The sequence below is a fragment of the Actinomadura alba genome, from assembly GCF_014323705.1.
Taxonomy (GTDB): Bacteria; Actinomycetota; Actinomycetes; order Streptosporangiales; family Streptosporangiaceae; genus Actinomadura_C; species Actinomadura_C alba.
On sequence record NZ_JABVEC010000003.1, the window covers coordinates 56,241 to 79,034 of the forward strand.

General features: G+C 71.4%; 21 protein-coding genes and 1 other RNA gene. 10 read left to right on the forward strand and 12 right to left on the reverse strand.

Features of this window, described 5'->3' with window-relative positions; genetic code table 11:
• Positions 1-11: 11 nt before the first annotated feature.
• Both HKK74_RS05850 and HKK74_RS05855 read right to left on the reverse strand, forming a co-directional pair.
• Entirely contained in the window at positions 12-1,460 is a 1,449-nt protein-coding gene (locus HKK74_RS05850) for a PH domain-containing protein (protein WP_187242043.1), read from the reverse strand.
• A 224-nt stretch (positions 1,461-1,684) separates the two neighbouring features.
• Positions 1,685-2,206 (reverse strand): PH domain-containing protein, encoded by a 522-nt coding sequence (locus tag HKK74_RS05855; RefSeq protein WP_312881280.1) that lies wholly within the window; start codon positions 2,204-2,206, stop codon positions 1,685-1,687.
• Between the two features lie 268 nt (positions 2,207-2,474).
• On the opposite strand from HKK74_RS05855, the gene HKK74_RS05860 reads away from it, so the two are divergent.
• Both HKK74_RS05860 and HKK74_RS05865 read left to right on the forward strand, forming a co-directional pair.
• Entirely contained in the window at positions 2,475-3,455 is a 981-nt protein-coding gene (locus tag HKK74_RS05860) for an efflux ABC transporter ATPase subunit, DrrA-related (protein WP_187242044.1), read from the forward strand.
• Positions 3,452-4,270 carry an ABC transporter permease gene (locus HKK74_RS05865; RefSeq protein ID WP_187242045.1) on the forward strand — a complete coding sequence of 273 codons (819 nt, stop codon included), beginning with the start codon at positions 3,452-3,454 and terminating at the stop codon, positions 4,268-4,270. The genes HKK74_RS05860 and HKK74_RS05865 overlap by 4 nt, the downstream gene beginning before the upstream one ends.
• A 138-nt stretch (positions 4,271-4,408) precedes the next feature.
• Here HKK74_RS05865 and HKK74_RS05870 read toward each other — a convergent pair whose 3' ends face one another.
• Both HKK74_RS05870 and HKK74_RS05875 read right to left on the reverse strand, forming a co-directional pair.
• The gene (locus tag HKK74_RS05870; protein ID WP_187242046.1) at positions 4,409-7,636 is read right to left on the reverse strand and encodes an AfsR/SARP family transcriptional regulator; all 3,228 of its coding nucleotides are present in this window, start codon (positions 7,634-7,636) and stop codon (positions 4,409-4,411) included.
• Positions 7,637-7,883: 247 nt separating this feature from the next.
• Positions 7,884-9,227 (reverse strand): NAD(P)/FAD-dependent oxidoreductase, encoded by a 1,344-nt coding sequence (locus HKK74_RS05875; RefSeq protein WP_187242047.1) that lies wholly within the window; start codon positions 9,225-9,227, stop codon positions 7,884-7,886.
• A 286-nt stretch (positions 9,228-9,513) separates the two neighbouring features.
• Between HKK74_RS05875 and HKK74_RS05880 the strand changes: the two genes are divergently transcribed.
• Positions 9,514-10,086, forward strand: coding sequence for a YbhB/YbcL family Raf kinase inhibitor-like protein (locus tag HKK74_RS05880; RefSeq protein WP_187242048.1), 573 nt, complete (start codon positions 9,514-9,516; stop codon positions 10,084-10,086).
• A gap of 227 nt (positions 10,087-10,313) precedes the next feature.
• The gene (locus tag HKK74_RS05885) at positions 10,314-12,371 is read left to right on the forward strand and encodes a hypothetical protein (RefSeq protein WP_187242049.1); all 2,058 of its coding nucleotides are present in this window, start codon (positions 10,314-10,316) and stop codon (positions 12,369-12,371) included.
• 69 nt (positions 12,372-12,440) lie between these two features.
• Here the strand turns inward: HKK74_RS05885 and HKK74_RS05890 are convergent, their stop codons facing one another.
• The 3 genes from HKK74_RS05890 to HKK74_RS05900 all read right to left on the reverse strand — a co-directional run bounded on the left by HKK74_RS05890 (position 12,441) and on the right by HKK74_RS05900 (position 14,112).
• Positions 12,441-12,608, reverse strand: a complete 168-nt coding sequence (locus HKK74_RS05890) for a hypothetical protein (protein WP_187242050.1) — start codon at positions 12,606-12,608, stop codon at positions 12,441-12,443.
• A gap of 285 nt (positions 12,609-12,893) precedes the next feature.
• Entirely contained in the window at positions 12,894-13,325 is a 432-nt protein-coding gene (locus HKK74_RS05895; RefSeq protein WP_187242051.1) for a PPOX class F420-dependent oxidoreductase, read from the reverse strand.
• Positions 13,326-13,515: 190 nt separating this feature from the next.
• Positions 13,516-14,112, reverse strand: coding sequence for a hypothetical protein (locus HKK74_RS05900; protein ID WP_187242052.1), 597 nt, complete (start codon positions 14,110-14,112; stop codon positions 13,516-13,518).
• A gap of 190 nt (positions 14,113-14,302) precedes the next feature.
• Here HKK74_RS05900 and HKK74_RS05905 point away from each other — a divergent pair, with 190 nt between their 5' ends.
• Positions 14,303-14,620: a hypothetical protein gene (locus HKK74_RS05905; protein ID WP_187242053.1), complete on the forward strand. Its 318-nt coding sequence runs from the start codon at positions 14,303-14,305 to the stop codon at positions 14,618-14,620.
• 103 nt (positions 14,621-14,723) lie between these two features.
• Here HKK74_RS05905 and HKK74_RS05910 read toward each other — a convergent pair whose 3' ends face one another.
• Positions 14,724-15,350 (reverse strand): GNAT family N-acetyltransferase, encoded by a 627-nt coding sequence (locus HKK74_RS05910; RefSeq protein WP_222721931.1) that lies wholly within the window; start codon positions 15,348-15,350, stop codon positions 14,724-14,726.
• A 339-nt stretch (positions 15,351-15,689) separates the two neighbouring features.
• An RNA gene (rnpB, locus tag HKK74_RS05915) (RNase P RNA component class A) lies at positions 15,690-16,080 on the reverse strand.
• A 111-nt stretch (positions 16,081-16,191) separates the two neighbouring features.
• On the opposite strand from rnpB, the gene HKK74_RS05920 reads away from it, so the two are divergent.
• Positions 16,192-16,608: a MarR family winged helix-turn-helix transcriptional regulator gene (locus HKK74_RS05920; protein ID WP_187242054.1), complete on the forward strand. Its 417-nt coding sequence runs from the start codon at positions 16,192-16,194 to the stop codon at positions 16,606-16,608.
• A 42-nt stretch (positions 16,609-16,650) separates the two neighbouring features.
• Here HKK74_RS05920 and HKK74_RS05925 read toward each other — a convergent pair whose 3' ends face one another.
• Genes HKK74_RS05925 through HKK74_RS05935 form a run of 3 tightly spaced genes read right to left on the reverse strand, consistent with a single transcriptional unit; the run spans position 16,651 to position 19,413 of the window.
• Positions 16,651-17,796 carry a bifunctional RNase H/acid phosphatase gene (locus tag HKK74_RS05925; protein WP_187242055.1) on the reverse strand — a complete coding sequence of 382 codons (1,146 nt, stop codon included), beginning with the start codon at positions 17,794-17,796 and terminating at the stop codon, positions 16,651-16,653.
• A 52-nt stretch (positions 17,797-17,848) separates the two neighbouring features.
• The gene (locus HKK74_RS05930; RefSeq protein ID WP_187242056.1) at positions 17,849-18,592 is read right to left on the reverse strand and encodes a zinc ribbon domain-containing protein; all 744 of its coding nucleotides are present in this window, start codon (positions 18,590-18,592) and stop codon (positions 17,849-17,851) included.
• Complete coding sequence (locus HKK74_RS05935; protein WP_187242057.1) at positions 18,589-19,413, reverse strand: Nif3-like dinuclear metal center hexameric protein; 825 nt, start codon at positions 19,411-19,413, stop codon at positions 18,589-18,591. Before HKK74_RS05935 ends, HKK74_RS05930 begins: the two co-directional genes overlap by 4 nt.
• Here HKK74_RS05935 and HKK74_RS05940 point away from each other — a divergent pair.
• From HKK74_RS05940 to HKK74_RS05955, 4 genes are all read left to right on the forward strand, one after another.
• On the forward strand, positions 19,399-19,578 hold the full coding sequence (locus HKK74_RS05940; RefSeq protein ID WP_187242058.1) for a hypothetical protein: 180 nt from the start codon (positions 19,399-19,401) through the stop codon (positions 19,576-19,578). The genes HKK74_RS05935 and HKK74_RS05940 overlap by 15 nt on opposite strands.
• Positions 19,575-19,922, forward strand: coding sequence for a hypothetical protein (locus HKK74_RS05945; protein ID WP_187242059.1), 348 nt, complete (start codon positions 19,575-19,577; stop codon positions 19,920-19,922). Before HKK74_RS05940 ends, HKK74_RS05945 begins: the two co-directional genes overlap by 4 nt.
• 137 nt (positions 19,923-20,059) lie before the next feature.
• Positions 20,060-20,419 (forward strand): hypothetical protein, encoded by a 360-nt coding sequence (locus HKK74_RS05950; protein WP_187242060.1) that lies wholly within the window; start codon positions 20,060-20,062, stop codon positions 20,417-20,419.
• A 234-nt stretch (positions 20,420-20,653) separates the two neighbouring features.
• Positions 20,654-22,753 (forward strand): alkaline phosphatase family protein, encoded by a 2,100-nt coding sequence (locus tag HKK74_RS05955; protein WP_187242061.1) that lies wholly within the window; start codon positions 20,654-20,656, stop codon positions 22,751-22,753.
• Positions 22,754-22,794: the final 41 nt, after the last annotated feature.

The window sequence follows — 22,794 nt, forward strand, 5'->3', positions numbered from 1 at the left end:
CGACCGGCCGATCAGGGCCGCTCGAGGAACGGGGCGACCCACTCCGGAGTGATCCGGTGGGCGAAGGCGATGGCGTCCGTCTCGGCCATGTCGACCGCCGGGGCGCCCCCGTCGCCGGCCCCGAGCGCGACCACCAGCGTGGCCAGGCCGAGCCGCCGCTGGAACAGCGTCTGCCGGAGCCGCCAGCCGACCACCGCACGGTGCTCGACGACCGACTGCCGGCGGCGGAGCGCGCCCGATCGCACCGACAGCCGCGCGCCGTCGCTGGCATGTCCGAGCTGCCGGTAGCGGTCCAGCCCGAGGGGCACGGCGAGCACCGAGACCGCCATGCACGCGTACGCGATCCAGGGCTGCCCGGCGAGCAGCGCGATGACCGCCACGGCGAGTGGCGGCGCCATGGCGCGCACCACCCGGCGGGTCCGGGCGGCCGGCGGGTGGGCGGTCAGCGGGGACGGGATCCCGCCGAGCAGGCGCGCCGCGACGTCCCGAGCGTCGCCGCGCGGCGACGCGGGCAGTAGCTGCCCGCGGTGCGCCTCGTCACCGAGCCCGGTGACGAGGGCGCGCAGCCGCACCACGCCGGCGAACCGTTCGAGCAGGTTGTCCCGTAGCTCCGCTCCGCGGATGCGGCGGCGTTCCAGCGAGACGCTGCGCCGCGTGACCAGGCCGCGCTCGACGACCACGGCGCCGTCTCGCGCGCGCAGCGTGAAGTTCCAGTTGAAGAGGGCGAACGCGATGATCGAGATGGCCGGAGTGACGAGCAGGACCAGAACCGCCGCGGCGACGCCCAATCCGACCGGCAGCCCGAGCACGTCGTCACCGACATGCCGCAGCCGGTCCCGCGTGACGAGGCCGAGGTCGTCGCCGAGGTTGTAGAGGGTGCCGAACACGCTTCCGGCGACCGCGAACGGGGTGAGCAGGTAGGCGCCGGTGAGCGGCGCGTAGAGGTACCACCGTGGACGGGCCTGCGCGTAGACGACGTCCGGGGCCACCGCGTCGGGGTGCGCGGGCCCCGTCCGCGCCGAGGAGAGGAGCGTGCGGCGGAGACGTTCGGCCTCCTGCCGCGAGACGGCGTTGAGCGTGCCCTCCTCGCCGCCGTCGCCCCCAGCGGCCGCGTCGATGCGCACGACGGCCAGCTTGAGCAGCCGATGCCCGAGGGTGGCGCTGATGTCCACCCCGCGGATCCGCTCGATCGGGATGTTCTTCACCGACCGGCCCAGCAGGGCCCGGCGCAGTTCGACGCGGTCGTCGTACACGGCATAGGTGAACGTGAACCACTTGACGAGGTGGTGGGTCAGGCTCAGGGCCAGCCCGATGAGGGTGAAATAGACACCCGTCGTGAGGCCGCCGACAACGAGCCCGGCGGCCGCCGCGCCGATCAGTGCCATGAGCTCCCGCACCGCGCCGACCACGAACGTGAGCGGATGCAGATGCCGGGGCCCCGGGCGCGGCGCGGCGGTCATCGAGATCGCGGCGTGGAGACTCCGGTTTCCAGGCCGGAGCGGAAACGCCGCTCCCTCCTTCCTGCTACTTTGAGTGAGTCCGCGATAGCCAAGCGGATTCGCGGCCGGGCGGGCCGTGACAGCGCGGGGAGCCCTCCAGTCGTCGGACGGGGCCGTGAACCGCGAACCACCGGCTTCTCCTGTCTGAGAGGTTGGAATCTCCCACCTTCAGGCGGGAGAGGACGTCAAGTGGCGTCGTCTCGCAGATCGTGGGCCCGCCCGGCCAGGTCAGCCGCGAGCCTGATGGCGACCTGGACGGTCAGTCCGGCCACCTTGGACGAACCCTCGTGCGAGGCTGTGCTGATCTTGATGGTGGCGAGCCCGAGGATCCGCTCGACCCAGCCCTGGTCGGTGTCGACCGTCTGGATGCGGCTGACCGGCACCAGCAGCCAGTGCCGGTTGAACCAGCCGGCGCGGGTGTAGACCACGTCGGAGCTGACCTCCCAGCGGTGCACCCGGTACCGCCAGACCGGGGCGACCACCACGGTCACCAGGCCCAGCGCCGCGACCAGCGGCGGCACCCACCACACCCGGGTCACGAGGGCGTGCGGCAGGCCCGACCAGTGGGACGCGTCGATCCAGGCGGCCGCACCCGCCGCCAGTCCGGTCGCGATCGCCCACCCGAGGAGGTACTCCAACCCCCATTGCGCCATCGCCCGGGGCGACACGCGGTTGTCCGGAGGCCGCAACCTCATCGCCGACGTCACGCTCAGGAGTCTAGGTCGCCGCCCGTGACGCACCGAGCGCACCCGGCGGTCATGTCAACCCCATTCGCGGCCCTGCCGGAATCCGGGGGCTCTGTCAGGCTTCACGATTTCTGTCAGACCCCTGTGCGAGGCTCTCAGCGGCTTGTCAGCCCGCTGACAGGCCCATGGAGAAAACTGATCGCGCGACCGAACAGACGCCAGCTACCGTGTCGTGGCGCAGCGTCGAAGCGAGAGAACTCCGGCGCCGACATCCCGAGGAGAGACGGAAATGACCCACGCGATCCAGGCGCAGGGCCTGGTGAAGCGATTCGGTGAGACGCTGGCGTTGGACGGCGTCGATCTCACCGCGCGCACCGGGACGGTCCTCGGCCTGCTCGGTCCCAACGGGGCCGGCAAGACGACCGCGGTCCGGGTGCTCGCCACGCTGATCCGTCCCAACGAGGGCACCGCGAAGGTCGGTGGCCATGACGTGGTCTCCGACGCCCACCGGGTACGGCAGCAGATCGGTCTGACCGGTCAGTACGCCGGTATCGACGAGATGCTCACCGGGACCGAGAACCTGGTCCTGATCGGCCGGCTGCTCGGCATGCCGCGCCGCGAGGCCAAGAGCCGGGCCGCGGAGCTGCTCGAGCGCTTCGATCTCTGGGACGCCCGTGAGCGGGCCGCGAAGACCTACTCCGGCGGCATGCGGCGGCGGCTCGACCTCGCCGCCAGCCTGGTTGGCCGGCCACACATCCTCTTTCTCGACGAGCCGACCACCGGGCTCGACCCACGCAGCCGCGGCGGTCTCTGGGACATCGTCCGCGGGCTCGTCGACGACGGCGTCACCGTCCTGCTCACCACGCAGTACCTCGAAGAGGCCGACCAGCTCGCCGACGACATCGTGGTGATCGACCACGGCAGGGTCATCGCCAAGGGCACTCCGGACGAGCTCAAGACCCAGGCCGGCGGCCAGGTGCTCGAGGTGCGGCCGGTGACCGAGGCCGACCACGTGACGGTGTCCAGGGTCATCTCCGAGCTCGTGGGCAGCGTGCCCCAGGTCGTCGACGGCCTGGTGCGGGCTCCGATCACGGACCCTGCCGTGATGCCCGCCGTCGTCCGGCGGCTCGACGACTCCGGCGTCCTGGTCGCCGAACTGTCCCTGCGCAAGTCCAGCCTCGACGAGGTGTTCTTCGCGCTGACCGGCCACGGCACCGACGAGGTCGAGGAGACCCCCGAAGCGCTCGTCAAGGAAGGAACGCCGGCATGACCGTCCTGACCCCCACCGCACCCGCGGCGGTCGCGCTGGACAAGCGGATCTCTCCGCTCACGACGGTGCGCAACACCCTGACCCTCACCTGGCGTGGGTTGGTGCAGATCAGGCACAACCCGATGGAGCTGCTCGACCTCAGCATCCAGCCGATCATGTTCGTGCTGCTCTTCGCCTACGTCTTCGGGCCGCCGATGGCGGGCAGCGTGGAGGCCTACCTCCCCATCGTGATCCCGGGCATCATCGCCCAGAACGCGCTCTTCGCCACCATGACCACCGGCTTCGGGCTCAACGTCGACATCACCAAGGGCGTCTTCGACCGGTTCCGCAGCCTGCCGATCGCGCGCACGTCGCCCCTGGCCGGCCGAATCCTCGCCGACACGGTGAAGCAGGCCTGGTCGATGTTCGTCCTGCTCGGCATGGGCATGCTCATCGGGTTCCGGATTGAGACCAATGCCTTCGCCGTGCTGGCCGCGTTCCTCCTGCTGCTGGCGTTCACGCTGCTGGTGTCGTGGGCGTCGGTGTTCATCGGGCTGTCGGTCCGCGAGCCGGAGAAGGTCCAGATCTTCGGCTTCACGATCATCTTCCCGCTGAGCTTCCTCAGCACGGCGTTCATCAAGCTGAGCCCGGGTACGCCCGACTGGCTGGCGTTCGTCATGCGCAACAACCCGGTCACCCAGCTGGTCGAGGCCACGCGGGGCCTGCTGCTCGGCGGCCCGGTCGCGGCGCACGCGGCCATCGCCATCGCCTGGGGCATCGCCCTGGCCGCCCTCTTCATCCCGTTGTCGATCTGGCAGTTCCGCCGCCGGGTCTGAGGTGCCCCACCGGGTCCCAGATCACCGCGCGCACGTCCAACGCGCGCCTCGCGTCAGCCCGAGGCGCGCGTCCGCCGTTCCGGAGTCCGCGAGCCCGGGGCCGTTCGTCCCAGGCTCCGGCTGCGGCCGGAGCGCCCGTCACAGGGTGAACCGGGGCGGGCGGGGCACGCCGAGCAGGTTCAGGACGTCGTCCACCGTCATCGCGTGGCCCTGTTCGCAGGCGGTGGTGAAGTCCCTCGTGCCCAGCGCCGCGCGGGCCTCCGCGGCGAGGCGCGCCCCGTCGGGCTGTGACAGGTCGGGCATGCCGCGGACCGCCTCCGACGCGCCGAGCAGCAGGGCGACCCGCTCGGGGTCGCCCTGGCGCAGCGCGAGATCGGCGAAACCGACGAGGACCTGCGCGATGACCGGGCCGTCGTTGGACGTCACCCCGTCCACCAGCGCCTTGGCGTGCGTGGCCGACGCCGCCTCGACATCGCCCTCGGCCGCCTGCACGAGTCCGAGCCCCGAAGCGACCACCGCTCGAAGCTGGTGAGAGGGCTCGAAATTCCCGATCAGCGACAGGGCCCGGTGCATCCGGCGGCGGGCCTCGCGGTGGTCGCCGTCCCGGCGGGCGAACTCCCCCATCTGGAAATGGACGGCCGCCAGCCCTTCGGGGGAACCGCTTCGCTCGGCGATCCGCAGTGCCTCGTTGATCAGCTCCCGTGCGTCCTCTCGCTGACCGAGCAGCCACAGCTCGTTGGAGAGCCGGTTGTAGATCCAGGGAGCGTCCTCGCCGGTTCCGAGTTCCGCGAGGTGCCCACGGGCCTCCTCGTACAGTTCCACGGCGTGGCGATGCTCACCCCGCCAGGCGCTGATCTCGGCCTGGGAGACCAGTGAGAAGGACGTGCCCCAGTGCTCGCCGATGGCGCGAAACCCCTCCAGCCCCAGCCCGAAGTGCCGATCGGCGTCCGCGATCCGCCCCCCGTTGAGGCAGACCTGCCCCGCCATCAGGTGGGCGAAGGCCCTCAGCCAGGGATCAGGGTCGTCGTAGAGCGGCGTCAGCTCCTCGATGACGCGCATCTCCATGCCGCTTTCGAACATACGGAACAGCGGGCCGAGCGCCCGCAGCATCGGATGCCGCAGCGGACCCGGCTCGGCGTCGCAGATGGCGCGCGCCCGGCGCAGCCACTCCCTGATCTGCTCGAAGTCGACCTGCCCGCCGACCGATCCGAACGCCGACAGGCCGTAGACCAGAGCGGTCATCTGGTCCTGCGGCAGGTCGGGCAGCGCCTGTACCGCCGCCGCCAGCTCGCTGCCCTCCGCCCGGTGCCCGCGCAGCCACCAGTACCACCCGAGGGCCGCGCAGAAGCGCACCGCGAGCGCCTGGTCGGGCACTCCGATGGCCCAGCGCAGCGCCGCGTGGATGTTGTCGTGCTCGACGAGCAGGCGCCCCAGCCATCGCACCTGCCGCGCGCGGCGAAGCTCCGGCTCGGCCGCCTCGGCGAGGCCGACGAAGTACTCCGCGTGCGCCCTGCGAACCCGGTCCTCCTCGCCGGCCTCGGTGAGCCGCTCCATCCCGTACGCCCGGATCGTCTCCAGCATCCGGAAACGAGGCCCACCGGCCTCGGTCACGACCAGCAGGGACTTGTCAACGAGCGCGACCAGCATGTCGAGGATCTCGTCGGCCGTCACGCCCTCGCCCGCGCAGATCGCCTCGGCGCTCTCCACGGTGGCGCCACCGGTGAAGATCGACAGTCGTCGCCAGAGCGCCTGCTCGCGCTCGTCGAGAAGGTCCCAGCTCCACTCGACCACGGCACGCAGCGTCTGGTGGCGGGGCAGCGCGATGCGGCTGCCTGCGGTGAGCAGCCGGAATCGGTCACCGAGCCGGGCGGCGACCTGGTCGGGGCTCAGCGCGCGCATGCGGGCCGCGGCCAGCTCGATGGCGAGCGGCATGCCGTCCAGGGCCCGGCAGATCCGGACGACGCTCCCCGCGTTGCCCGCTGTGACCTCGAAGCCGGGTCGCACCGCCGTGGCACGGTCCATGAACAGCCGCACGGACGGGTACGTCGTCGCCTCCTCGACGCCGGCGTCCCGAGGCGGCAGGGCCAGCGGGTCCACCGGCCACAGGATCTCGCCGGTGATACCGAGCGGCTCCCGGCTGGTCGTGAGGATCCGTACGCCCGGGCAGTCCGCGAGCAGCCGGTCCGCGATCGGGGCCACCGCGTCGACCAGGTGCTCGCAGTTGTCGAGCACCAGCAGCATCCGCTTGCCGGCGAGCGCCTCGGCCAGCCGATCGAGGGGCTCCATGGCCTCGGGGACCGCGCCCGGGGAGCGGGCGCGCGTGAGCACCGCCGTCTCGCGCAGGCCGAGCACCGACAGCATCGCCTGGGGGATCTCCGCCGGGTCGGTGACCGGAGCCAGTTCCACGATCCACACGCCGTCGGCCGGCTGGTCGGACTGCCGGGCCGCCGACTCCATCGCCAGCCGCGTCTTCCCCGCGCCGCCCGGCCCGGTGAGGGTGACCAGCCGGCCCTCGCCGAGCAGCTTGCCGACCCGCTTGAGGTCCTCGTCGCGCCCGATGAAGCTGGTGAGCTGCGCCCGGATGTTGGTGCTCGGGCGGTCCAGCCGCACCGGCCCCGATCGGGGCGGCGGGGTGAGCTCGGCCTCTTGGCGCAGGACGGCGAGATGGACGCGTTCCAGCTCGGCCGAAGGGTCGACGCCGAGCGACTGCGCCAGCGCCCGCTTGGTGTCCTCGTAGACGGCGAGCGCGTCGGTCTGGCGCCCGTCCGCGTACAGCGCCCGCATGAGCCGACCGCGCAGGGGCTCGCGGAGCGGCTCGGCGGCGGTCAGCGCCGCGAGCTCCGGGATCAGCTCGGAGTACCGGCCGAGCGCGAGGTCGGCGTCGATCCGCTCCTCGATCGCGGCCCGGCGCAGGCCTTCGAGACGGGCGATGGGCCCCTCGGCGAACGGCGCCCCCATGGCATCGAACAGGGCGGGGCCGCGCCAGAGTGCCAGCGCCGCCCGGAGCTCCGCCGCGATGGCCGCCGGATCGCCGGGCCGCCGCGCCCGGCGGACCCTGGCCTCGAAGTCGTGCGCGTCGACGTCACAGCGGTCGATCGCGAGCCGGTAGCCGGCCGGGTGCGACTCGACGAGCTCCCGGCCGGGCCCGAGGGCGGCGCGGAGCCGGGACACCAGCGACTGCAGGGCGTTCGGCGCTCCGGCCGGGGGGTCGTCGCCCCACAGGTCGTCGATGAGCCGATCGGCGGGGATCACCCGGCCCGGGTCCAGGGCGAGCAGGGTCAGCAGGGCACGCAGACGGGCGCCGCCGATCTCCACCGGCCGGTCGGCGGCGCGCACCTCCAGAGGACCGAGAATCCCGATTCGCACGAGTCGATTGTCTCCTGCCCCCGGGGCGTTTCCGGAAATGAGCCGATGGAGTCGTGCATGCCGTACGTCAGCGGCACTCCCCGGGCGTGCCGGTTCCGCCGCACCGCACGGGTTCGGGTCACCCGGCGCGCGCGCCGGGTGTGGCCGATGCCGGCCTCGGCGGCACACCGCCGGCGGCGCGATCGCCGCCCGGAATCGCCCCCCGTATCGGAATCACCACGTCACGGCCGGCCCCCGGGACCGCCCGTCAGGCGACCTGCCGGACGTCATCCCGGCTGGCCAGTTCGAACTCCGCGCGCGGCTGCTCGAGGCTGCCGAGCGACACGGTCTCGCGGCGGAAGACCAGCGCCAGGGTCCAGTCGGCCAGCACCCGCACCTTGCGGTTGAAGGTCGGCACGCGGGACAGGTGGTAGGTGCGGTGCATGAACCACGCCGCGACGCCCTTGAGCTTCACGCCGTAGACGTGCGCCACGCCCTTGTAGAGCCCGAGGCCCGCGACCGAGCCCACGGAGGCGTGCTCGTACGGCTTGAGGGTCTTGCCGCGCAGCGACCGTACGAGGTTGTCGGCCAGCACCTTCGCCTGGCGCACGGCGTGCTGGGCGTTAGGTGCACACAACTGTCCCTCATTGGTGAGGTCGGGTACGGCGGCGTTGTCGCCGGCGCTGAAGGCCCGTACGACGCCCTCGACGGTCAGGTACTCGGTGGCCTTCACCCGTCCGCGCTCGTCGAGGGGGAGGTCGGTCGAGCGCAGCACCGGCGCGGCCTTGACACCGGCCGTCCAGACCAGCGTGTCGGCCAGGACGCTCGTACCATCCGAAAGCTCGATCTTCCCGCCCACGGCCGAGTCGAGGTAGGTCTTCATCCGGACGTCGATGCCGCGTCCGCGCAACTGCTCGGCGGTCCAGCGGCCCATCTCCGGGCCGACCTCGGGCAGGATGCGGTCCGAGGCCTCGACCAGCATCCACCGCATGTCCTCGACGTTGACGTCGGCGTAGTAGCGGCTGGCGTTGCGGGCCATGTCCTCCAGCTCGGCCAGCGCCTCGACCCCGGCGAAGCCGCCGCCGACGAACACGAAGGTGAGCGCCCGGCGGCGCACCTCCTCGTCGTCGGTCGTGGCGGCGATGTCCAGCTGCGCCAGGACGTGGTTGCGAAGGTGGATCGCCTCGCCGATGGTCTTGAAGCCGATGCCGTGCTCGGCCAGGCCGGGGATCGGGAGGGTGCGGGACACCGACCCCGCCGCCATCACGAGGTAGTCGTAGGAGATCTGCCTCGGCGGGCCGACGATCGGCCGCACGGTGGCCCGGCGTTCGGCGTGGTTCAGCTCGGTCAGCCGGGCGTTGAGCACCGTCGCCTTGGGCAGCACCCGTCGCAGCGGGGCGACCACGTGGCGCGGCGACAGGTTCCCGGCCGCGGCCTCCGGCAGGAACGGCTGGTAGGTCATGTACGACTGCGGGTCGACGACGGTGATCTTGACCTCGCCTCGCCGCAGCTCGGAGCGCAGCTTCTTGTGCAGCCGCAGCGCGGTGTACATGCCGACGTAACCGCCGCCGACGATCAGGATGTGGGGAACGTCCTTCGCTCTCGTGGCCATCAAGGCTCCTCGGTAGCTTGTGAATACATTCACAAGCTACCTCATGGGGTCGCCACCGTCCAAACGATTTTTCGCGAAGAACCGTGGAATTTGACCGGGTCGCAATGATGATCTCTAGTTGCGGTGTGAACTACAGCACTCCTTCCGCACCCTCGTCACCGGGATGACCAACATCACACGGGGGCGTCGTACCTGGCAGCCCACCCCCGACGCGCGCCCGGGTGACCGCAAAAGGCGCCGACCCCGTCCGGCACCCGGCTAAGGTGTCCACCGGGAGCACTAATCAATGATGAGAAGACATTGGCGACCGGCCGCGGTCGCCGCCGTCGGGACGGCGCTGCTGGCCGGCTGCGGGCTCACCGGCCCGGCCACCACGCAGAGCGCCGAGTTGTCGGACTGGTTCACCGTGACCAGCCCGGCATTTCGTGATGGCGGCGAGATCCCGGCCCGGTTCGGATGTCCCTCTTACGGAGGCCGGGGCAAGACCCCGCCACTGCGGTGGTCGGGAGCACCGGCCAACACCAAGGCGTTCGCGATCGTGACGGACGCCGCGGAGTCGCCTCGCGGCGCGGAGGTCCTCTGGCTGATCGCCAACATCGACGGGACCACCACCGAGCTGGTGGAGGGCGCCCGTCCCGAGAAGGCGGTCGAGGGCCAGAACACCTCGGGCAAGACCGGCTACACGCCGCCGTGCCCGAAACGGGGAGACAAGCAGCGATACCGCTACCGCTACACGATCTACGCCCTCAGTGAAAAGGTACAGATGCCACAGGGCGCGGCGTTGAAGGACTCGCTGAACGACATCGCCAAGCTGACGATCGGGCGCGGCAGGATCTCTGGGAACTTCGGCGGCGCATAGATCCGTTGGACCACGGGATCACGGGGTAGAGGGTCGTACGAAATCGGCCAAAGTGGCCATACGAGGCGACTCGTGTGAAGGTAGATATCCGCGAAGGGTGTGACAACGGTCATAGCGGTCAGCCAGAATCGGTTGAGGTCCCAGGGGACCGGGCCGTCAGCGATCATCGGGAACATCCCGCGGGCAACGCTGGCGCCACTCGCTGGGCCATGGCATTGGGTGGTGCAATGACTTTCATCGTCGTACTCGGCCTCATTGTGGTCGTCATACTCGTGGTGGTGCTCGTCGCGCTCGGCATGCGGGCGAGCAGGCAGGCACGTGCCGATGACGGCGACTGGATGGATGACGAGCCGCAGTCGCGGCACGACGGCTACGAGGACGAGGGCGAGGACGGCTACTCCGCCGGTTACGACCGCAGAGTCGCCGGAGCCCCTCTCTCCGCCCCCGCCCCCGTCGGCGCACCGCTCTCCGCGCCTCCGCCCGAGCCCGAGGCCGCCCCACAGCGCGGCAGGGCCAACGACGAGATGGCCGACGACGACTACTGGGCCACCATCACTTTCGACAAGCCGAAGTTCCCCTGGCAGCACGAAGGCGCGCAGGGGCCGGACGACGCGGAACGCGGCGCCGACCCGCTCGGCACGGCACCGGACGAGTACGACATGCCCGCCGCTCCGGCGGCCGGCGGCAACCCCTCCACCGGTCCGCAGCACGCGGTCTCCTCGTCGTCGTTCGCGCCCGACCCGCTGGGCATGGCGCCACCGCAGCACGCGCACGCGCCCGACCCGCTCGGCATGATGCCACCGCAGCCGGCACACGCGCCCGACCCGCTGGGCATGGCGCCACCGCAGCACGCGCACGCACCCGACCCGCTCGGCATGATGCCCCCGCAGCCGGCACACGCACCCGACCCGCTGGGGATGGCGCCCCCGCAGCCGGCACACGCGCCGGACCCGCTCGGCATGACGCCCCCGCAGCCGGCACACGCGCCCGACCCGCTGGGCATGGCGCCACCGCAGCACACGCACGCACCCGACCCACTCGGCATGACACCTCACCAGCCGACACGTGCGCCCGACCCACTTGGCATGACGCCCAACCCGCCGGCACACGCACCCGACCCGCTCGGCATGACGCCCAACCCGCCGGCACACGCGCCGGACCCGCTCGGGGCTCCGGCGACGCGCATCGACCACGGTCTGGAGGCCCCGCAGTCCTTCCAGCCCACGCAGCCCTCCCGGTCGTACTCCGGTGACCCCTTGGGCGGCGGTTTCACCGACAGCACGCTGAGCGGTTCCTCCTCGGGCTCCGGTGGCGACACCGACTCGCAGCGGCTGCCCACGGTGGACGAACTGCTCCAGCGCATCCAGTCGGGTCGTCAGCGATCGACTCCGCAGCCGGACACGTCCTCGCCGAGCGCGCCCGCACCGTCGTACGGCAGCGCGTCGGGGCTGACCGACCCGCTCAACGACCCGCTGAGCACCACCGTCGATCCGCAGTTCGGCGGAGCGCCCTGGTCGTCCACGGGTTCCTCCTCCGGCTCCTCCGGTTACGACTCGGGCCCGCACCGCACGCCGGGCGGCGAGCCGTCCAGCGGCCAGCCGGCCTCGACCGGCGGTTTCTCGGGGAGTGGCGGCTACTCCGGAGGCGGTTACTCCGGCAGCGAGGGCTACAGCGCCTCGAGCGGGGACGGTTACGGCGGCTCCAGCGGGGAGGGTTACGGGAGCGGCTACGGCTCCGGCACCCCCGCTTCACCGCCGCAGGAGGGCTATGGCGGCGGGCAGAGCGGCTCGGGTCAGGGGCAGGGAGGCTACTCCAGTGGTGGCTACCCGACCTCGCCCACGTATGAGAGCCCGCGCTACGACGACCCGCTGAGCGGGTACGACACCGGCTCGAACCGGATGGACAGCTACAATTCCTTCGGCGGCCAGAGCGAGTCCTCGTCGACCTCTCCCCTGTCGAACACCCCGTCCGGCGAGCCGGGCCGCTACTCCGACTTCACCGGTAGCAGCTACGGTGCCTCCGACCCGCTCGGCACCGGCGGCGGTTACGGCGAGCCGAGCCCGCAGCCCCCGGGCGGCGGGTACGACACCGGCGGGTCCGCCGGGTACGACACCGGCGGGTCCGGCTATTACGGTCCTGAGCAGAGCTACGGCCAGCAGCCCCCGCCGGGCCCCTCGGACCCGACCACCTCGAACGGCTCGTACGGTTCCGCCTATGACACGGGCGAGAACCCGCGCCGTACCCCCGAGGAGTGGGAGAACTATCGCGGCGACTTCCGCCGCTGAGCGGCGGGCCGGCGTCCCTGTGCGAACCTGGCACGACGGCCTGCCCGCTCCTCACGGATGCGGCAGGGTTCAGGGACGCCGGACGTAGACGCCGACGTAGCGCCGGGCCAGCAGGCCCTGCGAGGTCTGGGCCGAAGGGGTCAGCGGGTCGTGCCGGGTCGCCCGCTGGAAGACCCAGAGGTTGGCCAGATACGCGACGAAGGACAGGCCACCGATTGTCGTGGTCAGAGCGATCATGACGCCTCCTCACCTTGCGTTGTGCTTTGAGGATGCGCCGCTCGCGGTCGGAAAGCCGCGTCGCATGACACCTTTTGCGAAGTTCCCCGAAAGAAGTCGCCGTGGGCCGCGGAGGCCGCCCACGTGGCGGGAGCGACGCAAGTTCCGGCCGCTCCGTACGGGCGTGATCATGCACCTCGATAATGAGAAGACCGAGGTGGACGTCGCGCTGTGCGACGGTGACCTGCCGTTTCTCGTACACCGGTGCCGGCGCGAACTTGGATAGGACGCTTCCCCGGAGCGCTGTCAGCCGATCTTGGCGCCGTACACGTGGTCGACCGTCATCGCCATGAGCACCCTGCGGTCGGACACCATCACCGACCGGTACTCGTCCCAGTCCGGGTGCTCCCCGGAGGCGATGCGGTAATAGTCCACCAGTGCCTCGACCTCGGGACCGTGGGGGTCGGTTCCCGGCCCGGTGAGTGTCACCGTGCCCTCGGCGGTCGCCCACGCCCAGCCGTCGGGGCTGGTGACCTCCAGCGCGGCTCTTGGGTCCCGACGCAGATTCGCCGTCTTGGCCAGTCCCTCGCTCGTCGAAACGTAGATGACACCGGCCTCCTGGTCGTAGAAGGGCATGACGGGGGAAAGCTGGGGGCGGCCGTCCGACTTGATCGTTGCGAGGACACCGAGTCGGCTTTCCGCGAGCAACGTGCGTGGGTTGAATGGTGTGGCGGTCATGCCGCGACAGGGCTCCCTCGAGGTGAGTTGGTGGTCATGGCAGCATCATCGGTTTCGGGGGTCTTTGGCGTTCTGGCGGAACAGAGCCGGAACAGCGATACGGCCATGGTCCGGCACCAACCAGCATTTTTTCGCGCGTCGAAGGGTGTGGTCCCTCGCGCTGGGAGCGCCCGTACCCCCTGGCGGGTGTTTAGAACTTGCCCATCTGCGCCTCAGTGCGATGCCCCAACCGCTTGCTGAACTCCGCGCAGAAGCCGACGCTGAGCGGCGGCCACCCCCAGAAGTCGAACGCGAGCGCCCCGAGGTCGAAGCCGGACCCGAACTGCCACTCGGTGACCGGGACGGAGGCTCCACAGCCGGAACAGACGACACTCCCCTCACTAGTCTCCTTCCAGGCGTCGATGCCGTCACTGAACGCCTGCCAGACCTCCTCGTCAGCCTCGAACTCCTCCGGGTAGTCGATGATCACGGTTCTCGTCTCGCACCGCGGGCAGGTCGCGGAGTCCGCCTCGGACGCCCCCTGCCCCCCAACGTGATAATCCCGCCCGACGATGACCGCCACCGGGCCCGGTATCCACGACGGGTCCGAGGAATCGGCCACGGCCCGTTCCCAGTTGGGGCCCGCCTCGTACCCATCGTCCACTTGCAGGCTGTACATCCCGTCCCTGGACATCTCGCGCGTGATCAGCCCCTCGGCAACCATCCAGTCGACCATCCGTTCCGCGAGCGGCCCAGCCTCCTCGCCGGTCACCTCGACATCGACGATCCGCTCGAAGAAGTCACCCATCGTCCTTCAACTCCTCCTCGATCAGTGGCGCCCACTGTTGCACAGCCTCCAAGCGCTGCCCCTGCTAGGGCGCTGTCTGAGAGCCGGTGCCCGAGCCGCCTGCGCGCCCGCCCCTCACCAGGCACGATGATGGCAGGTTGGAAAGGCTCAACGAGACCGTCAGGTTCGGCGGACCAGGAGGGAGGCGGTCGTGCAGTTCACTGTGAGAGTGGCGGGGCGGATGAGCGGAGACGCCGTCGCGCAGCACACCGCCGAAGCGTTGGGCATCTTCAACTCGACCCCCCAGTTCCTCAGCAATGAGCGCTGGGAGATCGAGGTCGTCCTCCCCGACGAGGCGGAGGACGCGGAGGAGGGCCCGGACGGCGAGATCGCCTCGGCCTGGGAGCTGTACTGCGACACCGGCGACGACCCGGACGAGCAGGCAGCGCGCGAGGACCTGAGGCGCGTCAGGAAGGCTCTGCTGGAGGGCGGGGCCTCGGACGTGGAGATCGAGGAGTTCGAGTCCTGATCGAGAAGATCACCCTCGCGCCCGACAAGAACTCGGCGAGGGTTCGGTACTTCCTGCGCCGCCGCATCAACGTCCACCAGCAGGCGCAGCGGGGCAAGCTCGTCTACTGGCCACGGGCTGGCTGGTTGGCGATCAGCAGGGTGGTGCCGGCCGGGCGGAAGCCCAGACGGGCGTAGATACGGGCGACGGCCTCCTCCGCGTAGGCGAGGAAGACGGTGTGCACGCCGTGGTCGCGGGCGTGGGCGGCCAAGGCCGCCATGACGGCAACGCCGAGACCCTGGCGGCGGGCGGTGGGGAGGGTGCCGATGCCGCCGATCTCGGTGGTGCCGTTCGCGGGGTGGTAGTGGCCCGCGGCGAGCGGGGTGCCGTCCGGGGCGAAGGCGGCCACGAGCGTTTTGTGGCCGGCGCGGAGAGAGGGGCGGGTCGTTGCCACCGTGCCGTCCGCTGTGAGCTTTTCGGCCGCCACCGCCAGATCCGCGCGGCCCGCAGAACCCACTGCTGTGCCCTCTTCCGCGAAGGCCAACCCGGGGATCGCGAGTACCACGGGCAAGGCCGGGTCGTCGGCATCCAGGGCCCGGATCGTGACGCCCTCGGGCAGGGACTGCGGGGGCAGCGGATGGTGTGAGTCGAGGCTCATCAGCGGGCGTTCAGTCACCGGGAGGCCCGCTGCCTCGATGCGGGCGCGCAGCGACGGTGTCACCTCGGCGAGCCACTCGAAGGCCTCCGGCACGCCGAGCCGCGCTGCCGGGCGCGCACCCGTGCGATGTCGGCGGCGGTGGCAGTCATAGGGCCTGCCGCGGTGGGGCGGGCATGATACGGGCCCCCGTAGTACGGGGCGCCTGCCGTCTTTCGCACGAAGAGGCACAAGGGGCCGAACTCCTCGGCTTCGGCGAACCTCAGCGGCACGGTGGCGTAGTACTGCTCAATGCGATCACGCAAGGAGGGCTCGCTCATGCAACACATCCCATCATGGGGCGGCGCAGCACCGCCTGCGCCCCGAAGCATGGCAGCACAGAGGCAGAAGAGGGAGCCGAGATGAGCACTGAGCGCCAGGTCACAGGCGTAGTGGCGGACGAGTCGGCCTGTAGGCCGGGTTCTGTGATCCATCTAGTGGACCGGCGACCATCCATCTCGGGCTGCCGTTGCCGGCAGCCTCCAGCGGTCTACCCGCAAGCTCGGGCGGACAGCCCTCGAACGCCTGCGCGGGTGGTCTCTCGACCACCCTTCTTGACCTTGCTCCAGGTGGGGTTTACCGAGCCGCCCGAGTCACCTCGGGCGCTGGTGAGCTCTTACCTCACCGTTTCACCCTTACCTCGGTCAGAGACCGGGGCGGTCTGTTCTCTGTGGCACTGTCCCGCGGGTCACCCCGGGTCGGCATTACCGACCACCCTGTCCTGTGGAGCCCGGACCTTCCTCGGCGGAGATCATCAGACCTCCGACGCGGCCGCCCGGCCGGCTCGTCCGCCGTGCACCAAGGGTACGTCCATCTGGATTTTCGCGCACCACCGCGCCTCCCGGGGCGCGCGGTGGCCACCCGGTCGAGACGACTCCGCTGGTCGTACGCTGTCGGTGTGGCCAGATCGCTGCTCGACACCCCGACGTACCACCTCCTTCGCGTGATGGGGCGGCACAAGGCATTGGTCGCCGCCGAGCTCGAGCGGCACGGGCTGCATTTGGGGCAGGAGTTGTACCTGGCGCAGTTGTGGCGCGCGGACGGCCTCAGCTCCGCCGAGCTCGCGGGCCGCATCGGCGTCTCGCCGCCCGCCGTGACCAAGGTGGTCACCGGGCTGGAGCGGTCGGGGCTGGTGCGGCGCGAACGCGACCCGGCGGACGCCCGGCTGGTCCGGGTCTGGCTCACCGACGCCGGACGCGCCCTCCGCGAGCCCGTCACCGAACTCTGGTACTCGGCCGAGCGCGACTTCTGGAGCGGCCTGAGCGACGAGGAGCGCGCGGTGGCCAGGGCCGCCGTACACGAGGTGCTCGGATAGAAGCCCTCTCGCCCACAGCGACACCCACCATCTGAGCCGAGGTCAGCTCAGATGGTGGGTGTCGTTGAGCGCACGGACGACGGCCGGGCCGTCGTCATACCAGTCGATCGTCGACAGCGACGCCACGTCGAGGTGCATGCGGTACAGCGCCCCCATGGGAGCCAGCAGCGCCTCCCGGAGGAGCAGCTTGATCGGCGTCACGTGCGAGACCACAAGGACGGTCTGGCGCCGGTAGCGCACCTTGAGCTTGTCCCGGGCGATGATCACCCGGCGGAGGGTGTCGGTGAAGCTCTCTCCGCCGGGCGGCGCGACCGAGGGATCCGCGAGCCAGGCGTCCATCTCGGCGGGCCGGCGCTCCCGTACCTCGGCGAACGTGAGACCCTCCCACTCCCCGAAGTCGGTCTCGCGGAAGCCCTCCTCGACCCTGATCTCGGTACCGACCGCGGCCGCGACCTCAGCGGCGGTGTCGCGGCACCGGGCCAGGGGCGAGGTGACGACGGCGTCGACGCCCCGGCGCGCGAAGAACAGCGCCGCCGCCTTCGCCTGGGCCAGGCCGGTGTCGGTCAGCGGGATGTCGCCGGTGCCCGCGAACCGCCGCTCGGCCGACAGCGGCGTCTCGCCGTGCCGTAGCAGCAGGGTGGTGGTCGGCTCCGACGTCGGCGCCGACCATCCGGCCCGTGCCACCGCCGGTTCGGGTCCGCCGGCCGGCTCGGGGTCGGACTCGGGCTCGTCCGGCTCGGTCGTACGGCGCTGCCAGGTGGCGCCCTTCGCGGCGGCGTCCATCGCCTCGTTGGCGAGCCGGTCGGCGTGGCTGTTCTGGGCCCTCGGCACCCAGGTGAATCGCACCGAGCCGAGGCCGGAGGCCAGCCGCCGGGCCTCCCTGGCCAGCGGGATCATGTCCGGATGCTTGATCTTCCAGCGTCCCGACATCTGCTCGACGACGAGCTTGGAGTCCATCCGGGCCTCGACCGCCGCCCGCTCCGGCGCGTCCGTCAGCTCCGCCGCGGCGCCGAGTCCGGCGATCAGCCCGCGGTACTCCGCGACGTTGTTGGTCGCCCGCCCGATGGCCTCGGCCACCTCGGCGAGCACTTCCCCGGTCTGGGCGTCGCGGACCACAGCGCCGTAGCCCGCGGGCCCCGGGTTGCCGCGCGACCCTCCGTCGGCCTCGACGATCAGACGCCGCGTCATCCGGCGGCTCCGTTCCGCGTCCGGCCCGCGGGGCGTGGGCGGCCCGCTCGGGTCACAGTCCCGACTCGGCGGTGCGGACGAGGACGCGGCGGCACTCCTCGCAGCGGATGACCTCGTCGGCGGCGGCGGCGCGGATGCGATTGAGATCCACGGTGTTGAGCGCCAGGTGACATCCCTGGCACTGGCCACGGTGCAGCGCGGCCGCGCCGACGCCGTCGAACTGATCCCTCAGTTTCTCGTACAGCGCGAGAAGATCGGCGGGGACGTCCTTGGCGACCGCGGTACGGGCGATACTGGTGGCTCCCGCCTCCTCGTCGATCTCACGCTCCGAGGCGGTGCGGCGGTCGCCCAGCTCGGCCAGCTCCCGCTCGGCCGCCGAGCGCTCGGTGCGCAGGGCCGCGACCCGCCCGTCGGCGGCCTCCCGCCGCTCCATGATCTCCAGTACGACCTCCTCGAGGTCCGACTGGCGCCGTTGCAGCGAGGTGATCTCGGACTGCAGGTTGCTGAGGTCGCGGGCCGAGGACACCTGGCCGGAGTCGAGGCGTTTCTGGTCCCGCTCGGCGCGCTGACGGACCTGGTCGACGTCCTGCTCGGCCTTCTTCTGCTCCCGTTCCAGGTCGCTGATCTCGGTCTCGGCGGCCACCATGGCGTCGCGCATCTCCCCGAGGCGGCTCTCAACGCGTTCGATGTCGGCCAGTTCGGGGAGCGTACGGCGACGGCGTTGCAGCCGGGCCAGTGCGGTGTCGAGCTCCTGCAGATCGAGCAGGCGCAGCTGAGCTTCTGGTGCGGCTTTCACGGAATTTTCTCGACTCCTTCAGATGTGCACGAGAGTGTCCACGCGTCTGTGACGCGTTCGGACACCCGGGTCTTAACGTCGAGCGCGGCGGTGAGGCGCCGCTGCGCCTCGGGCAGCCAGGGCCACTCGGTCGCCCAGTGCGCGGCGTCGATGAGGGCGGGCCCGCCGTGCTCGCCGAACTCCGACGCGGGGTGATGACGAAGATCCGCGGTGAGGTAGACGTCGACGCCGGCGGACCGTACCCGGTCGAGCAGGGAGTCCCCCGCACCGCCGCAGACGGCGACCGTCCGCACCATCCGGTCGGGATCGCCCGCCACCCGCAGGCCCCACGCGGTACGAGGCAGGCCGGCGGCCGCCCGGGCGGCGAACTCGCGGAGCGGGAGCGCCTCGTCGAGGGCGCCGATCCGGCCGATGCCGCGGCAGGGATCGAGGTCGGACGGGGTCACCGGGCGCAGGGGCCCGGTCAGGCCGACGGCTCGGGCCAGCGCGTCCGACACACCGGGATCGGCGACGTCGGCGTTGGTGTGCGCGGTGTAGAGGGCGACGCCGCGGGTGATCAGCCGGTGGATCAGCCGGCCCTTCGGGGTCGTCGCGGCGACCCCGTGCACCGGGCGGAGCAGCAGGGGGTGGTGGGTCACCAGCAGGTCGGCTTCCCAGTCCAGAGCCTCTTCGACCACCGCCGCGACCGGGTCGACGGCGAACATGACCCTGCCGACCTCCTGATCGGGATCTCCGCACACGAGGCCGACGGCGTCCCAGGGTTCGGCCCATGCGGGGTCGTAGAAGTCTTCTAGTACCGCGACGACGTGGGAGAGACGCACGCCCGCAGGCTACCCTCCCTGGGCGCCGTCGCCGAGCACGCCGCCCGGCCGGTCCTGCCGTCCTGCCGTCCTGCCGGCATGCCGTACCACGTGGATGCCGGAGCGGTGGCCGCCACCGCCCCCGTGGAATCATTTCCGAGCCGCAGTACGTTGGAGAGCGTGTGAGATCACCCTTCCGCCGCCGCAGGCGGCCCAAGAGCCGCGTGCGTCCGGCCAGGCCCACGGTCGTCGAGCCAGAGGTGATCGACTGGCCGGCCGACGGCACCGGGAAGTCGATGATGTCCGCGCTGCGCGGCGACGCCGACGGGGGTGCGGGTGTCGCCTCGGGGATGTTCGCCGATCTGCACGCCGCGTTCAACGGGGCCAAGAAGATCCAGATCGAGGTCGAGGAGTCGGAGAAGATGCGCCGCGCCGACGACCTGCACCAGGAGGGCAAGGGCATCCTGCGGGACGACCTCGACTCCGGTGTGATCCGGATTCGCCGGTCGGCGCCGCGCAACGACCGGTAGGCCCCGACGAGACGCGGCCGTTCCTCACGTCCTCACGTCCTCACGTCCTCACGTCCTCACGTCCTCACGTCATCGCGTCATCGCGTCATCGCGCAGATGTTCGAACACGATTTCGAAGCGTGCGTTATCGTAACGGCGTGAGCGCGTACGTCCCCCCGGGCTGGCCCGCCGAGGTCCACCCTCCGGGCACTGATCGCTTCGAGGACACGGCGGTCGCCTGGCTGCTCGAGCTGGTGCCACCCGAATACCGCCGTTACGGCGTGCTGCGCCGCTATCCGATCGCCCTGGCGGGCATGGCGCGCCGGCATGTGGACGCGTGCGTCGAAGCCGCCAGGCAGGGCTTCCGTACGGCCCGCACAGACCTCCGTGAGATCGTCCCTCCGCACGGCATCGAGTCGATCCTCGACGCCTACCGGCACGAGGGCGCCCGCCTGGTACGGCTCTCCACGGCGACCGAACTGGTCGAGAACGCGCTGCGCGAACGCGGCACGCCCTAGCGGGGCCGCGCACCGCCGGGAACCGGACGCGGCACGGCTCGGAGCGCGGTCCGTGGCAGCGCCCGCGCTTCCGTCTAGGGTGTCCACATACCCACGGCGCCCGTTGAGAGCGGTACCTCACCGCAGCGTCGCTGAATGTTTCCCGGGATGTCCGACAAAGCCTGGTCTGTTCGCGTTACCGTCATCGCCGATCGCGGCGCACGTCGGTGCGCCGGACCACTGTGGAGGTGTCCTTTGCGGGCGTCCGTCCTGATGGTGCTGGCGCTCGTCGCGCTCGTCGTGTTCCCTGGTGCGCAGTCCGCCCGGGCCGACGCCGGGCCGCCCGCGCAACGTGTCGTCCTCATCGGTGTACCGGCGCTCAGCTGGGACCATCTGAGCGCCCGCGACACCCCGAACCTCTGGCGGCTGGCGCAGGACGGCTCGACCGGGGCCCTGTCGGTCCGCACGCTCGGCACCGTGGCCTGCCCGATCGACGGCTGGCTGACCGTGTCGGCGGGCACCCGCGCCGCCCGGGCGTCCGGGGTGTGCTCGACGCTGCCGGAGGCGCCCGTACGGAGCGGAGACGGAGCCGTCGTCACCGACTTCCCGCACGTGCGCCGTACCAACCTGGAGTCCCGGTTCCAGTCCCCCGTCGGCCTCCTCGGTGAGGCCTTCCGCACGGCCGGCAAGTGCACGACGGCGGCCGGCCCCGGCGCCGCCCTGGCGCTGGCCGACGCGCGAGGACAGGTCGGCGGCTACGCCGCGTCCGGCCGGGACCTGACCACCGAGACCCTGCAGCGATGCCCGGTGACGGCCGTGGACGTCGACGACGTGCTGGTCGGCGGAGCCACGCCCGAGTCCGTACGACGCGCCGACGCCGTCGTCGGGCACGTGCTCACCGCGCTGCCGGGCGGCAGTCAGGTGCTCGTGGCCGGGCTCTCCGACGGCGCCGTCGAGGCGGGCCCGCACCTGCGGGTCGCGATCGCCGCGGGGCCGGGCTTCCGGGCCGGCGCGCACCTCACCTCCGACTCGACCCGCCGCGACAAGATCGTGATCACTCCCGATCTCACCGCCACCCTGCTCGGCGCCACCGGCCTCCCGGTCCCCGGCGACGCCGTCGGCACCTCGTGGCGCAGCGGCGACGGCCGGGCGGACGAGGGCGCGGCCGCCCTGGCCGACCAGGACGTCGCCGCGCAGACGTACAAGAGCGTGCTCCCCCACTTCTTCCTCGGTCTCGTCATCACCCAGTTGCTGTTCTTCGGACTGGCCGCCGTCGCGCTGCGCCGGCGCTGGAACGGCCGCGTCCGCGGGCGGGTGCTGTCGGCGACTCGGATGGCCGCGCTGGTCAGCGCCGCCGTGCCCGTCTCCACCTACCTGGTGAACCTGATCCCGTGGTGGAGCACGGACGCGCCGAAGGCGGTGCTGCTCGGCGGGATCGCCCTCGCCGACGCGCTCATCGTCACGCTGGCGCTCGCCGGGCCCTGGCGGCGGACGCTGCTCGGGCCGGGCACCGTCGTCGCCACGGCGACGGCGTTGACCGTCGGGCTGGACCTGCTCACCGGTTCCCGGCTGCAGCTCTACAGCCTCATGGGCTACTCACCGCTGGTGGGCGGGCGCTACTACGGGCTCGGCAACATCGCCTTCGCGGTGTTCGCCACCTCCGTGCTGCTCACCGCCGTGGGCGCGGCCCAGTGGCTGGTGACCCGGGCCGGCGACGGGGATCCGGAGCGGAACCGGGCGCGTACGCGGGCCATCGCCATCGTCCTCGCCATGGGCCTGACCGCGATGGTGCTGGACGGCTTTCCCGCCTGGGGCGCCGACTTCGGCGGTGTGATCGCCATCGTGCCGGGGCTGGCGGTGACGGGTCTCATGGTCGCGGAGAAGCGTGTCTCACCGCTGCGGCTGGCGTCCTTCTGCGCCGTCGGAGGGGTGGTGGTGCTCTCCATCGCCTACCTCGACCACCTGCGCCCGCCGGCCGACCGTACGCACCTCGGCCGCTTCTTCGGAGATCTGCTCGAGGGCCAGGCCGGCCCCACGGTGGAGCGCAAGTTCGCGGCGATGATCGGCACGATCGGCAACCCGACGCTGACGCCCATCGTGATCGCCGCGTTGGTCTTCCTGTTCCTGGTGCTGCGGCGACCGGAGCGGCTGCGCGCGAGCGTGCTGGATCTGGTCTACGCCCAGGCCCCGCTACTGCGCGCCGGGCTTATGGGCGCACTCGTGACGGCCGTCGTCGGGTTCGGCGTCAACGACTCCGGCATCGCCGTGCTCGCCCTCGCGCTGGTCGTCGCGGTCCCGATCACACTCGCCGCCGGCATCCGCGCGCTGGAGGTCGCGGACTCCCCCGGAACGTGAATGACCTTTCGCTCCGATGGCGACGTCGCGCATAATGCCAG

Coding starts and splice junctions, on each gene's coding strand:
- HKK74_RS05885 (WP_187242049.1), top strand. CDS start 10,314: ATGACTTTCATCGTCGTACTCGGCCTCATTGTGGTCGTCATACTCGTG.
- HKK74_RS05880 (WP_187242048.1), top strand. CDS start 9,514: ATGATGAGAAGACATTGGCGACCGGCCGCGGTCGCCGCCGTCGGGACG.
- HKK74_RS05875 (WP_187242047.1), bottom strand. CDS start 9,227: ATGGCCACGAGAGCGAAGGACGTTCCCCACATCCTGATCGTCGGCGGC.
- HKK74_RS05890 (WP_187242050.1), bottom strand. CDS start 12,608: ATGATCGCTCTGACCACGACAATCGGTGGCCTGTCCTTCGTCGCGTAT.
- HKK74_RS05850 (WP_187242043.1), bottom strand. CDS start 1,460: ATGACCGCCGCGCCGCGCCCGGGGCCCCGGCATCTGCATCCGCTCACG.
- HKK74_RS05900 (WP_187242052.1), bottom strand. CDS start 14,112: ATGGGTGACTTCTTCGAGCGGATCGTCGATGTCGAGGTGACCGGCGAG.
- HKK74_RS05860 (WP_187242044.1), top strand. CDS start 2,475: ATGACCCACGCGATCCAGGCGCAGGGCCTGGTGAAGCGATTCGGTGAG.
- HKK74_RS05925 (WP_187242055.1), bottom strand. CDS start 17,796: ATGACGCGGCGTCTGATCGTCGAGGCCGACGGAGGGTCGCGCGGCAAC.
- HKK74_RS05895 (WP_187242051.1), bottom strand. CDS start 13,325: ATGACCGCCACACCATTCAACCCACGCACGTTGCTCGCGGAAAGCCGA.
- HKK74_RS05865 (WP_187242045.1), top strand. CDS start 3,452: ATGACCGTCCTGACCCCCACCGCACCCGCGGCGGTCGCGCTGGACAAG.